This window comes from Haloarcula limicola (assembly GCF_010119205.1).
In the GTDB taxonomy this organism is placed as follows: Archaea; Halobacteriota; Halobacteria; order Halobacteriales; family Haloarculaceae; genus Haloarcula; species Haloarcula limicola.
In genome coordinates this window covers 368601-382389 of record NZ_WRXM01000002.1, presented here as the reverse complement: position 1 = coordinate 382389, position 13789 = coordinate 368601, and the positions used below count along the sequence as shown (strand labels likewise).

Below are 13789 nucleotides of genomic sequence, written 5' to 3'. Positions count from 1 at the left end.
GAACCGACAATTCGGCAGTTCGTTTCTGTATACTCACCATCGAGTTGTATTGAAGGCGAAATTTTTTCAATACTGTGGTCCGAAATCCGCGTACCGAGAGGAACCCTAACCGTGCCCGAAATGGAAACAGCTGAGTTCGAAACCGACCTCAGTCTCTTCAAATACGACAACCTCGAACAGCTGCCCCCGGCCTACCGGGAGCTAGAGGAGGACGAACGAACCGAGCGCATCGAGGCGGCGCTCGAAACACTGAGTGACGACGTGGTCATCCTGGGCCACAACTACCAGCGACGGGAGATCGTCGACCACGCCGACTTCGTCGGCGACTCCTACCAGCTCTCCGTGGAGGCCGCCGAGAGCGACGCCGACTACGTTATCTTCGGCGGCGTGACGTTCATGGCCGAGTCCGCCGACATCATCACGGACGACGACCAGAGCGTAATCTTGCCGTCGATGGAGGCCTCCTGTCCGATGGCTGGGATGGCCGAAGCGCTGCAGGTCGACGCCGCGTGGGCGGAGCTCACCGCCGAGACGGACGAGACCATCGTCCCGATCACGTACATGAACAGCTACGCCGACCTGAAGGCCTTCTGCGCCGAACAGGGCGGGCTGGTCTGTACGTCCTCGAACGCGCACGAGGCCTTCGAGTACGCCTTCGAGCGGGGCGATAAGGTGCTGTTCCTGCCGGATAAACACCTCGGCGAGAACACCGCCCACCGACTCGGCATCGAAGACGAGACCGTCGAGTGGGACCCGTGGAACCCCGAGGGGACCGACGCCGCGGCGGCCGTCGAGAACGACGTCATCCTCTGGGAGGGGTACTGTCAGGTCCACGAGCGCTTCGGCGCGGACCACGTCGAGGCGATCCGTGAGGAGGACTCCGACGCGAACGTCATCGTCCACCCCGAGTGCCGCCGCGAAGTCGTCGAGGCCGCCGACGTGGTGGGGTCGACGGCGACCATCTGCGAGACGGTCGAGAACGCTGACCCCGGCGAGACGTGGGCCATCGGCACGGAGATTCACCTCACCCAGCACCTGCAGCGCTGGCACCCCGAGGTCGACGTGATTCCGCTCTGTGGCGACGCCTGCATGGACTGCAACGCGATGCGCCAGATCGACCCGAACTACCTCACGTGGGTGCTCGAAGAGCTGGTCGCGGGCCGCGAGCGCAACGTCGTCGAGGTCGCGCCCCAGGAGAAGGAACTGGCGCAGGTCGCGCTCGACCGAATGCTGGAGATCTAGCTATGAAGGACCAGAACGACGACACGTCGGACGTGCTCGTCGTCGGGTCCGGTATCGCCGGACTGGCGGCGGCGGTGGGAGCCGCTCGGGAGGGGAGCGACGTGACCCTCGCCACGAAGGCCACCCGTCCCGAGGGCGCGTCCTCGTGGTGGGCCCAGGGCGGCATCGCCGTCTCGCGTGACGACCCCGAGCAGTTCAAAGCGGATATTCTCGCGGCAAGCGACGGCACCGCCGACCCCGACGCCGTCGACGTTCTCGTGGAGAACGCCAACGAGGCCGTCGAGGACGTGCTGTTCGACACGCTGGACGTCAAATTCGACAGGAATGGCGACGACCCGGACTACACCCGCGAGGCCGCCCACAGCGAGGACCGCATCCTCCACGTCGACGCGGCGACGGGGAAACACGTCCACGTCCCTTTCCTGAACTACCTAGACGCTCGTGAGAGCGTCGAGATCGTCGACGACACCGCCGCGCTCGAACTGATTCGCCACGAGGGCCGCGTCCACGGCGCGATGCTCGAATCCGACGGCGAGGTCCGGCCCCACTACGCCGGGAGCGTCGTCCTCGCGACGGGCGGCATCGGCGAGCTGTACGGCCGGACGACCAACCCCGACGACGCCACCGGCGACGGCATCGCCATGGCCGCCCTCGCCGGGGCCGAGGTCGAAGACATGGAGTACGTGCAGTTCCACCCCACCGTCTGTATCCCGGAGGAGGATGAGGACGCGGGCGTCTTCCTCGTCAGCGAGGCCGTCCGCGGCGAGGGCGGCCTGCTCCGCAACGGCGACGGCGAGCGGTTCATGCCCGACTACCACGCCGACGCGGAACTCGCGCCCCGCGACGTGGTCGCCCGCGCCGTGAAGGCCGAACGCGAGGCCACCGGTGAGGTCACGCTGGACGTCTCACCGCTCGACTTCGCCGCGGCGTTCCCCGGTCTCGCCGAGCGGTGTGCGGACCACGGCGTTGACTGGGAGGGGGGGATTCCGGTCGCGCCCGCCGAGCACTTCCTCTGTGGCGGCGTCGCCGTCGACGAGTTCGGCCGGACGAGTCTCGACCGGCTCTACGCCGTCGGGGAGTGTTCCCGGACCGGCGTCCACGGCGCGAACCGCCTTGCCTCGACCTCGCTGCTCGAAGGGCTAGTCTGGGGCCTGCGCGCCGGCGAAGACGCCGCCGGCCGCGGCGTCGAGCGGATCGACGCCCCGGACCTCCTGGAGCGGGACCCGGACCTCCCCGAGAAGTTCGCCCGCGATAAGTTCCACCGCCTGCGCCGCGTGATGGACGAGCGGTTGGGCGTCGAGCGGGATCCCGACGACCTCGGCCGCGCGATGGCGGTGCTGCGCCGCCTCAAGGGCGAGGTGGACGCCTACGTCCGCACTCGGACGTCCCGATCCCTCTACGAACTGCGCCACGCCAGCGTGACCGCGCTGCTGGTGGCGCGCCACGCCGCCGAGAACGACCGGAGCGTCGGCACGCACAACCTCGTCACGGAGCCGGCGGAACCGCCGGCCGACGACTGATGATCACCGACGGCGACGTGGAGCGCTGGCTCCGCGAGGACGTGGGCCACCACGACGTGACGAACCAGGTGCCCGGCGACACCGAGGGTCGCCTCGTCGCCAAGGAGGGCGGCGCGGTCGCGGGACTCGACGCCGCGCGCGCGGTGTTCGAGTATTTGGGCTGTGAGGTCCGAATCCCCGTCGACGAGGGCGACCGAATCGAGGTCGGCGACGCGGTCCTCCGTGTCGACGGCCCAGCTCGCGAGGTGCTGCGCGGCGAGCGCGTCGCGGTCAACCTCGTCGGCCATGCGTCGGGAATCGCCACGAAGACCCGGCGAGCGGTCGAGGCCGCCCGCGAGGCCGAAGCCGCTGAGGACTCGTCAGGGGCGAGCGGCGATGCCGCGAGCAGCGCTGCCGCCGACGGCGTTCGCATCGCCGCCACCCGGAAGACGACGCCCGGCCTGCGCGGCGTCGAGAAGCGCGCCGTCGCCGCCGCCGGCGGGGACACCCATCGACTCGACCTCTCGCACATGGTGATGGTCAAGGACAACCACGTCGCGGAGATGGGCCTCGACGGAGCTATCTCGCATTTCCGCCAGCGAGCTTCCTTCGCCACGCGGCTCGACGTTGAGGTCGAATCGCCCGACGATGCCCCGAGAGCGGCCGAGGCCGGCGCGGATGTCGTCCTCCTGGACAACATGACCCCCGCGGAGACCGAGCGCGCGGTCGAACTCGTCGCGGCCACCGAGAGCGAGGCCCTCACCGAGGCCAGCGGCGGCATCGCCGTCGCCGACGTGCCCGACTACGCCGCGACGGGCGTCGACGTGATCTCGATGGGGTCGCTGACCCACTCCGCGCCGGCGCTCGACCTCTCCTTCCGCATCGGGTGAACGTGCCGCTTTTCCGCCGCACGCTCTCACCCTCGGGTGATGCCCGACGACGTCCGAACCTGTGACGACCACGGTTTCTTCGAAGGAAATAGCTGTCCCGACTGCGGAACCGAAGGGCGACTCGTCCTCGGCGGCGAGCGCCGCCGTCAGCTCTCGAAGTTCGTCTCCGGAGCGCTTCGCCACTTTCCAGAGGACGCCGGCCTCGAACTGGACGCCGCCGGGTGGACGTCGTTTGCCACGCTCACTACTGCCGTCGAAGGAAAATACGGGTGGGCCGACCGAGAGGCGCTGGCGGCCGTGGTCGCGACCGACCCGAAGGGCCGATTCGAGCGCACCGGCGGCGTGGACGCGCAGGGCGACGAAGCAGCGGGGACGAGAAGCGACGACGCCGACCGGATCCGCGCGGCGTACGGCCACTCCGTCGACGTCACGCTCGACGCGACGGACGACCCGGTGCCGGCGACGCTGTACCACGGGACGGCCCCCCGAAACCTCGACGCGATTCTCGACGAGGGGCTGAAGCCGATGAACCGACAGCAGGTCCATCTCTCGGGGAGCGTCGAGGACGCTCTGGAGGTGGGCCGCCGTCACGCCGACGACCCGGTCGTCCTGCGAGTCGACGCCGCCGCGATGCGGGCCGACGGCCACACCGTCACCCGGCGCGGCCGAGCGACGTACACGACCGACCGCGTCCCGCCTCGGTATCTCTCCCAGCGGGACGGCGAGCGGGAGACCCCCCGATAGCGACCGGCGGAGCGACGGAACCCTACGTTTCTTGTGGTACTCGGTCTCACTATCAGACGACCCCGGGTTCGCGCCCGGACACAGGATGGTACCCGGAGACGCAGGCGGTGGGAAGCCGGTCGACGAGTTGCTCGCGGAGCGACCGCTGTCGGCGTATCTGGGCGGCGAGGAGCGCCTGTTTCACGTCTTGACGAACCGCCGCGTCGGCGTCGAACGGACCGACGAGACGACCACGCAGATTCGCCCGGCCGAGGACTGCGGGGCCGTCGCGGGCCTGACTGACCGACGGATCCTCCTTCTGGTCGGAGACCCGGCCGACCACGACGGCGACTTCGCGGCGTCGCTGCCCTACGCCGACGTGCGCGACGCCACCGCCGCAACGGAGCTGCTGACCGCTAGCCTCCGCTTCGAGACCGTCGCCGGCGCGACGTGGTCGTTCACCGCCCGCGAGGCCGACGTCGACGACGTCGAGACCTTCCTCACCGACGCCTGTGCGGGGTGGGGCGACGTGACGAAGGCGCTCGACGAACTCGACGAGCACTGCTGGGCGCTGGCCGACGCCCTCGACGCGGCGGACTGGGCGACCTTCGACGAGCGGCGGTCGGCCGCCGAAGCGGCGCTCGAAACCGCCCGCGAGGGGGCCGACGACGTCCCCATCGACGGCGTCGTCGAACGGACCGAACGACTGGAGACCGATTGCTATCGCCTCGTCCGGGACCGCTACGTCCGCCGGGGCGAGGAGTTGCTCTCCGAGGCCGAGCGACTGCTCGGCGAGGAGGAGTTCGAGGCGAGCCGCGACCGCGTCGAGACGGCCCGCGACCGGTTTCAGGACGCGACCGACGCCGCCACCGCCCACGGCGTGGACGACAGACCGGCTCAGGAGGGTCTCTCGGCGGCCGACGACTTCGCAGCGACTCTCGCCGCCCGACCGCTCGCAAGCGCGCGGGGCCTCCACGACGAAGCGATCTCGCTGCGGGACAGCGCCGACCGAGCGGCCGCGCTCGAAGACGCGCTCGACGCCTACCGCGAGGTCGCGCGGCTCGTCACCGCCGCGGACGCGCGCTTCGACGGCGACGAGGGGACGGTTCGAGACGAGACCGAAGCGGTCATCGACGACCTCGTGACCGCTCGGCTGACGCTCGCCCGCGAGCGCCGCGCCGCGGGCGACTGGGAGTGGCAGGCCGACAACGAGGAGGCGGCGTACGACCTGCTCTCCGCGGCCCGCGAGGACTTCGACCGGGCGCTCTCTCTCGCCGAGCAGTTCCCGCCCGGCGACGCCCTCGCTATCGAGCGGGAACGCGACGCGCTCGTGGAGAACTTCGACCCGCTGAAGATCCGCTACGAGCTCGCGAAGGCCAACGCCGAACTGCGCGAGTAATCACTCCACCAGCGACGTGCCCGTCATCGCCGTTGGCTGGTCGACGCTCATCAGCGCGAGCATCGTCGGCGCGAGGTCGGCGAGCGTGCCGCCGTCGCGAGCCTGCTTCCCGCCCGCGGTGCCGTCGGGCGAGAGGTAGACGAACGGCACGGGGTTAGTGGTGTGGGCCGTGTACGGGTCGTCTTCGGTCCCGAGGTCGTCGGCGTTGCCGTGGTCGGCGCAGATGAGGACGTGGCCGCCCGCGGCCCGGATCGCATCGACGAGCCGGCCGAGCTGTTCGTCGACGGCCTCGACGGCCTCGATGGCTGCCTCGAAGTCGCCGGTGTGGCCGACCATGTCGGGGTTGGCGTAGTTGAGCACGAGCGCGTCGGGGTCGTCCGACTCGATGAGCTCGATCGCGGTGTCGGTCACCTCGGGGGCGCTCATCTCGGGCTGCTGGTCGTAGGTCGGCACGTCGGGGCTCTCGATGATGCGCCGGACCTCGCCGTCGAACTCCACCTCGCGACCCCCGTTCAGGAAGTAGGTGACGTGGGGATACTTCTCGGACTCGGCCAGGCGGAGTTGGGTCTTCCCGGCCTCGGCCAGCACCTCGCCGAGGACGTCCTCGGGCTGGTTCGGCGGGAACGCCATCGGGACGCCGAACATCGCGTCGTACTGGGTCATCGTCACGAGGTGGATGTCCGGCGGCGAGGTGTCGCCGCCCCAGTCCTCGGGGTCGATGTCGGCGAGCATCCGCGTGAGCTGGCGGGCGCGGTCGGCGCGGAAGTTGAAGAGGATCGCGGCGTCGCCGTCCTCCATCCCCTCGTACTCGCCGACGACGGTCGGCTCGACGAACTCGTCGGTGGTATCGCGCGCGTACGACTCGGTGACCGCCGAGACGGGGTCGGGCGCGTAGTGGTCGCCCTCGCCGTCGACGAGCGCGTCGTAGGCCCGTCGGGTCCGGTCCCAGTTCTGGTCGCGGTCCATCGCGTAGTAGCGCCCGGTGACGGTGGCGACGTTGCCGGTGCCGTGTTCGTTCGCGTGCGCCTCCAGTTCGGCCAGGTAGTCCTCGCCGCCGGTCGGCGAGGTATCCCGGCCGTCGGTGAAGGCGTGGGTCACGGCGTCGGTCCCGCGCTGGCCCGCCAGTTCGATGAGCGCGTGGAGGTGGTCCTGATAGGAGTGGACTCCGCCGTCCGAGACCAGCCCCATGAAGTGCACGCGGCCGTCGTGTTCCTCTGCGTATTCGAACGCCGAGAGGATGGTCTCGTTCTCGAAGAAGGGCGGGTCCTGCGCGTCGCCGTACTCCTCGGCGGACAGCTCCCCGCGCGAGCGGGCGATGCTGTCGCTGATGCGCGTCGAGTCCTGCTTGACGACGCGACCGCTCCCGATGTTGAGGTGGCCGACCTCGGAGTTACCCATCTGGCCCTCCGGGAGGCCGACCCGGCGGCCGTGGGTCTCCAGCGTCGAGTGTGCACCTTCCTCCCAGTACCGGTCGAAGTTCGGCGTCTCGGCGGCGGCCACGGCGTCCCGGACGCCGTCATCCGAGTTCAGGCCCCAGCCGTCGAGGATGATCAGCCCGACTTGCATACGGGAGGGGTGGCGTGACCGGCGTAATAGCCCTTCGGTCCCTCAACGGCCGCGGCCGGGCGGAGACCCGAACCGCTCGCACACGCCTCGCTCCGGGACGGCGGTCGATAGCCGCGAACCCGGAGGTTAAGAGGGTGGGCGGTCACCCTACGGGCATGACGCGGAACATCCTCTCGGACGATCTGGCCGACAGCATCGTCACGACGGCGCGGACGGCCACCGGCGACTCGCTGCGCTCCGTGACCTATTTCACGCGGGCGAACTTCGAGCAGCTGTACTTGCGGGAGGACTTAGAGCAGGACGCCGACCTGAACGACTTCGTCGGCCACGAGTGGCAGGGGTACAAGCAGACGAAGAACGCCTATCAGGAGTCCGAGCTCGGGGAGTACAAGTTCACGGTGCGGGCCTTCGAGAACGGCTACCTGCTCCGGGCGACGACGGAGCGACAGGGCGTGCTCATCACCACCGACGGCCTCTCGATGAGCTCCTACGAGGAGATCGCCGAGGCCATCGAGCGCCTCCTCCGCGAGGAGTCGGGCAAGGAGTGACTACGTCAGGCTCAGCGCCCAGTTGGCCGCGTTGAGGGCGACGAGCAACCCGCCCTCCAGCCGCGAGAGCACCGTCTCAGTGTAGAACAGCACCGTCACGAGGACCGTCACGCCCAGTAGCCACGCGGTCCCCTCGACGCCGACGGGCGCGACCGTCAGCGGTCGGACCACGGCGGCCAGTCCGAGCACGCCGAGGACGTTGAAGATACAGCTCCCGACGATATTGCCCGCCGAGAGGCCGGTCCGGCCCCGGCGAGCCGCCGCCAGCGAGGTGACGAACTCCGGGAGCGACGTGCCGGCGGCGACCACGGTAATACCGATGGCCCACTCGGAGATCCCCACTGTTCGGGCGATGTCGACGGCCGCGGCGACGAGCAGATGCCCGCCGCCGACCACGAGCGCCAGTCCGCCGAGCAGTCGGAGCGCGTCCAGCGGCCCGGCGGCCTCGGGCGCGGCGGCGACGCCGTCGTCGCTCGCGTTCCGGGCGAGCCACGCGAGGTAGGCCACGAGACAGCCGAACAGCGCCGCTCCCTCGACCGCGGCGAGCCGCCCGTCGAGGACGAGCGCCAGGAGGAGCGCCGTCGATCCGACCATCAGTAGCGCGTCTCGCCGGACGAATACCAGCGAGGTGGTCAGCGCTCGCGCCAGCGCGACGCCGCCGAGGATGAACCCGAGATTGAGGACGTTCGAGCCGACGACGTTCGCCACCGAGATGTCCGACTGGCCGGCCAGCGCCGCGTCGATGGTGACGGCGAACTCGGGCGCGGAGGTTCCGAACGCGACGACCGTGAGGCCGACGACGACGCCGGGGACGCCCAGCCACCGGGCGAGGCGACTCGCCCCGGTGACGAACTGCTCGGCCCCGAACCAGAGCGCGACGACGGCGACGCCGACGAACAGGACGTCGAAGAGCACCACGGCGGTTCACCGCCCGCGGGTGAGCCGGCGTCGAGAGGCAGGTGACACGAGTCCCGATACCGACACTGGGCCCTTATCTCTGGCCCTCGGCCCACCAGAGTTATGCCGGCCCCGGCGAACCCACAGGCATGACGCTGGACCCGGTACACGTCGACGGCATCGCCCGCCTCGCCGGGCGGGTGCGCGAGACCGTCGAGACGAGTGACCAGGGGGCCGCCGCCGAGGAGGTGTGGGCGAACTTTCTGGACCCGCTGTATCAGGACGGCCGCGAGATACTCGCCCCGATGGACGAACAGCGCCGACGGAAGGTTCCCATCGCGGACGTGGCGCTCGAAGACCCGCCCTTTCCGACCCAGCACGGGCTGGACTCGGGGACGATCAACCCGACGACGTTCAAGAACGGGCTCGTCCTCGACGTGGCACAGGCCGCGATGAGCGCAGTTCCCTCCGACGTGGAACTCCACCGCGGCCGGACGATACTCATGGCGGTCCACTCCAACGACGTGACCCTCGACGTCGGCGGCGACTGGACGCTCGACGACCGCGGCTACGCGAAGCGGCGCGTGCTCGACGCGCCGAAGGTCGACCGCTACGAACAGCGGGTCGTCCACGCGCTGGCGCTGTACCTCGCCGAGAGCGAGCACGCGCTGACCAACGCGGAGGTGGTCGACGATCTGTTCATCCTCGACGGACCGCTCTACCCGACTGGACTGCTCCGCTGGGCCGAACGGGATACGGAACTCGCGGACCTGCTGGCGGAGGACGACCGCCCGAAGGCCGTCGTGGGCAACTACCTCGAGCTCGTCGAGCGCTTCGTCGAGCGGGACATCCCACTCGTGGGCTTCATCAAGAACTCCGCGTCGAAGGGGCTGACCCGTGCGGTCAGGGGGAAGACCAACGCGCCGTGGGTCAACGACACCGCCTTCTTCCGCCGGATACTGGAGCGCCGCGACGACGACGGCGAGTTGCGGACCGACCACCTGACGTTCACCAACTGGTTCCGCTCGCGCGGCGGCACCGACGGCGTGATGGCCGCCGACGGGGACGCGCTGGGCATCGAGCGCTCGCTCGATCCGGAGGCCTACGAGGTCACCTTCTTCTCGCTGTACGACCCGCGAACGGATCTCGTCTTCCGCGTCGAAGCGCCCTACGCCTTCACGAGAGACGCGGAGCGACGGGACCGGCTCACGCGCCAGATACTCCACGACGTGGCTGCCGAGCGCGGCCCGCCGCTGGCGATCTCGAAGGCCGACGAGCTCGCGAGCATCGACCGGCAGGGGAGCGAGGAGCTCACCCGACGCATCGAGCGGGAGTTCGACACCGGCCGGGAGAAGGACTTCGACGACACCCGCTGGGGAGCCGTCGACGAGGCGTTCTGACCCTACGCTTCGGCCTCTTCGGCCTGCTGTAACACCGTCACCTCGACGTCGGCCGCCTCGACGCCGAGGCGGGCGAACTGGGTGCGGACGTGTTCCTTCGCCGCCTCGATGGCCGCCTCGCGCGTCTCGAACCCGCGGGGCATCGGCGACTCGAAGGCGACCCGGAGCTCCCGGTCGCCGATCGTCTGGGCCTGACCGCCGCTCTCGACCTCGTAGAAGGCGTCACAGACCCAGACGTACGGCGACCCCTCGTCCGGCGCGCCCTTGAACGACGGCGGGTCTTCCCCCGGTTCGTACAGCGTTCCGGTCAGTCCGGTCCCCCCCGCAGTTCCGCGAACGAGCAACATAACTCTCTATAGGAATCCTGACGGCAAAAACCTCCCTTCGAAAGGCTCTTGGTCGCGCGGTTCGTGAGGCGAGCTACCACACTACACACGGCTTCCGACGCCGGGCGCTCGCTCTCAGAACGTGCAGTCGACGACGACGGGCAGGTGGTCCGAGGCGTAGTGGTCGTCGTCGCGGTCGGCGACGGCCGCCCAACTCTCGACGCCGATCTCCTCGCTGACGAAGACGTGATCGATGCCCATGTCGGGGAGGAGATTGCGAAAGTCGGTCCGGGTCGTGGTCGGCCCGTGGCGGTGTGCGGTCAGGTCGCGGGCGTCCCGAAGCAGTCGGCCGTCGCGGAGCTCGTGACCGTCGGCCCGCCGATGGGCCGGGTCGCCGACGACGCAGTTGAAGTCGCCGCTGAGGACGACGGGGTCCTCGGCGGCGAGGTCGTCGATGCGGGACAGCACGAGGTCGATACCGCTCTGTCGGGCGCGTTCGCTCTCGTGGTCGAGGTGCGTGTTCACCGCGAGGAGCGTCTCGCCGGTCGTCCGGTCCCGAAGCCGCGCCCACGTCGCCACGCGGGGATATTTCGCGTCCCAGCCGACGCTCCCGGCCGTCTCGGGCGTCTCAGAGAGCCAGAACGTGGCGGTGTCCTCGCAGTCGAAGCGGTCGGCGCGATAGCCGATGGCGGTGTGTTCCCCGCCCGCTTCGACCGTATCGCGGGGGTCGCCGACCCACTCGTAGCCGTCGAGGAGGGACTCCAGCTCCCGCATCTGATGGCTCTGTGCCTCCTGTACGCCGACCACGTCGGGGCCGTGATAGCGGACGGTTCCGGCGACGAGTCGCCGCCGATGCGTCCAGTTGTCCAGCCCGTCTTCGGCGGTGTCGTATCGGACGTTGAACGACATCACCCGCACCGGATCCATACACTCGCTCTGCCGGCCACCCGGGTAAGGGTTCGCTTCCGCCGACGGTCGTCTCAGCCGCGGCGATCACGGCACCGGCGACCGCTGCGCTCGGTCTCACCGTATCGACTGATCGGCCGGTCGTCTCGACCGGAACCGGGCGAAGCTTCGAGAGCGACTCGAAAGAGGCGAAACACCGTTTCGGGCCGCCGCGCTGTCCTGAATCCGCGTTCGCCGGGCCGTCCGAAGCGTCGCCACGGCCGCCGCGCGGGGGAAAGGTGTTAACCGGAGGCTACCGTGGAGGCTGATATGTCCGATCTGGGGGACTTCACGGATTTCGATGACGGCGACGCCGCCGACACCGGCGACGCCGACGAGGAGACGCCGCCCGTCCGAACCGACGAGACTACCGGCGGCAGCGCCGCCGACGACTTCGAATCGCTCGACGTCGAACCCGCCGGCACCGACTCCGGATTGGGCGTCCTCTCGGCGGCCAACGGCCTGCGCATCAGCGAACGGGACGACGAGTGCGTCCTCCGGGCCTACGTCACGGCACAGAACCGCTCGGCGGTCCGCATCGGAAAGTACCTCCTCGTCCCCTATCCCGACGGAGAGCGTCTCTTCTGTCGCATCTGTTCGCTGGAGTACGCACAGGAGTTCCGGGCCGACGACGCCACGGAGATCCACGCCCGGCGCGCGATGCGCCAGGAGGGAATCGACGAACAGGACTTCAAGTTCATCGCGGAACTGGAGCCCGTGGCCGTACTGTATAGCGACGACGGCGAACTGAAGCGGCGGATGACCGACCGCGTGCCGAAGCCCGAGACCGTCGTCCGCGAGGCCACCGACAAATCGGAGATCAAGACCGGGCTGAAGATTCCGGAAGACGGCGTCTTTCTGGGCCATCTCTCGGTCGGCGGCGAGAAGGTCCAGACGAGCGCCGAACCGCCGACCATCGACTACCGCCTGAAAGACGACTACAGCGAGGGCGACCCGCTGGTCTTCCGACACACGCTCGTGGCGGGGGGAACCGGGTCGGGGAAGACCCACAGTTCGAAGAACGTCCTCCGGCAGTATCTCGGGCGCACCTACGAGATGAGCGACGGGCGCTCGCCGGAGCTCGCCGTCGTCCAGTTCGACCCGCAGGACGAGTACGCCCAGATGCACGACGACAACCCGGACATGACCGACGAGTTCGCCCGGCGCTGCGAGCGCGAGGGCGTCGCCTGCGGCGGCTACGACGACACCATCGCGTTCGTCCCGAAGGTCGCCGGCACCGACTACAACGTCAGCCACCACCGCGCCGAGCAGGTCGAGTTCACGATCCCGTTCTCGCTGGTCCATCAGAACCCGTGGCTCATCGCCGGGTCGAGTCTGAACGACAACCAGTACGGCGCGCTGGTCAACACGTTCCTCCCGCGGTTCAAGCGCCAGTACGGGCGGGAGGCCACCTACGACCAGTTCCTCTCGTTCCTCGACGACCCGGCGCTGAAAGAGGAACTCCACGAGGCCGGCGACGTCCACGAGGCCACCTTCGACGCGGTCAAGCGCCGCGTGCGCGGGTTCGGAGCCGTCTTCGACCAGGACGCCGTGCCCATCACCGACCAGGTCTCGCAACTGGTGCGGGCGGGCGGCCTGACGGTCATCCCCACCTACCACATCACGGACTCCCGCACCGCCTCGACCGTCGTCCTCGCGGTCTCCAGTCTGCTCATCGACCAGAAGCTCTCGAACGACCCGCGCTACGACCGCATCAAGGAGACGCCGCTCGTCCTCGGTATGGACGAGGCCCACAACTTCCTCACCGACGCCGACAGCGTCCAGGCCGGGAAGGTCATCGGGAAGTTCACCGAGGCCGCCAAACAGGGCCGCAAGGAGCGACTCGGTCTCTACCTCATCACGCAGGACCCGCAGGACATCGCCGACCCCGTGTTCAAGCAGATCAACACGACGATGGTCCTGAACCTCGGCGACGACGACGCCATCTCCGCCGTCAACATCCCGAAGAACTTGGAGTCGAAGGTCCCCTACATGGAGAAGGGCCAGCGCGTCGTCTACTCGCCCGACAACTCCGAACCCGTCGAACTCATCGGTCTCTCGACCTGCGTTACTCGCCACGGCCGGGACTAGGTGACCGAGACAGCGGCGTTGGTCGTGTCGACCGATGGGTATCGAACGTGAACAGCCAGAAAGCCCCCGAACGCTCGATTGCCGGGACTCGTTGCGCTCCTCACTCCGTTGTCGTTCGAGAGAGCTTCGCTCTCTCGTGATGACGAAAGACGGGACGCGTCTTTCGAACCACGGTGCTTACGTCGTCCGGGCTAATCGAGCGTCCGGCCCCTTTCATTCCCGGAAGACGCGGAGCGTCTTCCGATCCTCGCGGAATCGAAGAT

The 13789-nt window shown here is 69.1% G+C and carries 12 protein-coding genes; 8 read left to right on the top strand and 4 right to left on the bottom strand.

Going from position 1 to position 13789, the window contains the following annotated elements:
* The first annotated feature begins 120 nt into the window (after nucleotides 1–120).
* The 5 genes from nadA (at nucleotide 121) to GO488_RS11390 (ending at nucleotide 5753) form a co-directional block, all read left to right on the top strand.
* A complete protein-coding gene (gene nadA, locus GO488_RS11410; RefSeq protein ID WP_174242497.1) occupies nucleotides 121–1242 on the top strand; it encodes a quinolinate synthase NadA in 1122 nt (373 codons plus the stop codon).
* 2 nt (nucleotides 1243–1244) lie between these two features.
* Nucleotides 1245–2762 carry an L-aspartate oxidase gene (locus GO488_RS11405; protein WP_162317949.1) on the top strand — a complete coding sequence of 506 codons (1518 nt, stop codon included), beginning with the start codon at nucleotides 1245–1247 and terminating at the stop codon, nucleotides 2760–2762.
* Nucleotides 2762–3631, top strand: a complete 870-nt coding sequence (nadC, locus tag GO488_RS11400) for a carboxylating nicotinate-nucleotide diphosphorylase (protein WP_162317948.1) — start codon at nucleotides 2762–2764, stop codon at nucleotides 3629–3631. The genes GO488_RS11405 and nadC overlap by 1 nt, the downstream gene beginning before the upstream one ends.
* 39 nt (nucleotides 3632–3670) lie before the next feature.
* Complete coding sequence (locus GO488_RS11395; protein ID WP_162317947.1) at nucleotides 3671–4375, top strand: RNA 2'-phosphotransferase; 705 nt, start codon at nucleotides 3671–3673, stop codon at nucleotides 4373–4375.
* Nucleotides 4376–4460: 85 nt separating this feature from the next.
* Nucleotides 4461–5753: a cysteine--tRNA ligase gene (locus GO488_RS11390; RefSeq protein WP_162317946.1), complete on the top strand. Its 1293-nt coding sequence runs from the start codon at nucleotides 4461–4463 to the stop codon at nucleotides 5751–5753.
* Here the strand turns inward: GO488_RS11390 and gpmI are convergent, their stop codons facing one another.
* Nucleotides 5754–7319, bottom strand: a complete 1566-nt coding sequence (gene gpmI / locus GO488_RS11385) for a 2,3-bisphosphoglycerate-independent phosphoglycerate mutase (RefSeq protein WP_162317945.1) — start codon at nucleotides 7317–7319, stop codon at nucleotides 5754–5756.
* 155 nt (nucleotides 7320–7474) lie between these two features.
* On the opposite strand from gpmI, the gene GO488_RS11380 reads away from it, so the two are divergent.
* Entirely contained in the window at nucleotides 7475–7867 is a 393-nt protein-coding gene (locus GO488_RS11380) for a DUF7522 family protein (RefSeq protein WP_162317944.1), read from the top strand.
* Here GO488_RS11380 and GO488_RS11375 read toward each other — a convergent pair whose 3' ends face one another.
* A complete protein-coding gene (locus GO488_RS11375) occupies nucleotides 7868–8782 on the bottom strand; it encodes a calcium/sodium antiporter (RefSeq protein ID WP_241692933.1) in 915 nt (304 codons plus the stop codon).
* Between the two features lie 131 nt (nucleotides 8783–8913).
* On the opposite strand from GO488_RS11375, the gene GO488_RS11370 reads away from it, so the two are divergent.
* Nucleotides 8914–10164, top strand: coding sequence for a DNA double-strand break repair nuclease NurA (locus tag GO488_RS11370; RefSeq protein ID WP_162317942.1), 1251 nt, complete (start codon nucleotides 8914–8916; stop codon nucleotides 10162–10164).
* Nucleotides 10165–10166: 2 nt separating this feature from the next.
* On the opposite strand, the gene GO488_RS11365 is transcribed toward GO488_RS11370, so the two are convergent.
* Both GO488_RS11365 and GO488_RS11360 read right to left on the bottom strand, forming a co-directional pair.
* Entirely contained in the window at nucleotides 10167–10511 is a 345-nt protein-coding gene (locus GO488_RS11365) for a DUF7113 family protein (protein WP_162317941.1), read from the bottom strand.
* A 114-nt stretch (nucleotides 10512–10625) separates the two neighbouring features.
* Entirely contained in the window at nucleotides 10626–11417 is a 792-nt protein-coding gene (locus tag GO488_RS11360; RefSeq protein ID WP_162317940.1) for an endonuclease/exonuclease/phosphatase family protein, read from the bottom strand.
* A 288-nt stretch (nucleotides 11418–11705) separates the two neighbouring features.
* Between GO488_RS11360 and GO488_RS11355 the strand changes: the two genes are divergently transcribed.
* Complete coding sequence (locus GO488_RS11355) at nucleotides 11706–13526, top strand: ATP-binding protein (protein ID WP_162317939.1); 1821 nt, start codon at nucleotides 11706–11708, stop codon at nucleotides 13524–13526.
* Nucleotides 13527–13789 lie beyond the last annotated feature (263 nt).

Bases quoted from the DNA above. Each gene is read 5' to 3' on its own strand.
- GO488_RS11395 (WP_162317947.1), top strand. From the start codon at position 3,671: ATGCCCGACGACGTCCGAACCTGTGACGACCACGGTTTCTTCGAAGGA.
- nadC (WP_162317948.1), top strand. From the start codon at position 2,762: ATGATCACCGACGGCGACGTGGAGCGCTGGCTCCGCGAGGACGTGGGC.
- GO488_RS11380 (WP_162317944.1), top strand. From the start codon at position 7,475: ATGACGCGGAACATCCTCTCGGACGATCTGGCCGACAGCATCGTCACG.
- GO488_RS11365 (WP_162317941.1), bottom strand. From the start codon at position 10,511: ATGTTGCTCGTTCGCGGAACTGCGGGGGGGACCGGACTGACCGGAACG.
- GO488_RS11405 (WP_162317949.1), top strand. From the start codon at position 1,245: ATGAAGGACCAGAACGACGACACGTCGGACGTGCTCGTCGTCGGGTCC.
- nadA (WP_174242497.1), top strand. From the start codon at position 121: ATGGAAACAGCTGAGTTCGAAACCGACCTCAGTCTCTTCAAATACGAC.
- GO488_RS11355 (WP_162317939.1), top strand. From the start codon at position 11,706: ATGTCCGATCTGGGGGACTTCACGGATTTCGATGACGGCGACGCCGCC.
- gpmI (WP_162317945.1), bottom strand. From the start codon at position 7,319: ATGCAAGTCGGGCTGATCATCCTCGACGGCTGGGGCCTGAACTCGGAT.
- GO488_RS11390 (WP_162317946.1), top strand. From the start codon at position 4,461: ATGGTACCCGGAGACGCAGGCGGTGGGAAGCCGGTCGACGAGTTGCTC.
- GO488_RS11370 (WP_162317942.1), top strand. From the start codon at position 8,914: ATGACGCTGGACCCGGTACACGTCGACGGCATCGCCCGCCTCGCCGGG.
- GO488_RS11360 (WP_162317940.1), bottom strand. From the start codon at position 11,417: ATGGATCCGGTGCGGGTGATGTCGTTCAACGTCCGATACGACACCGCC.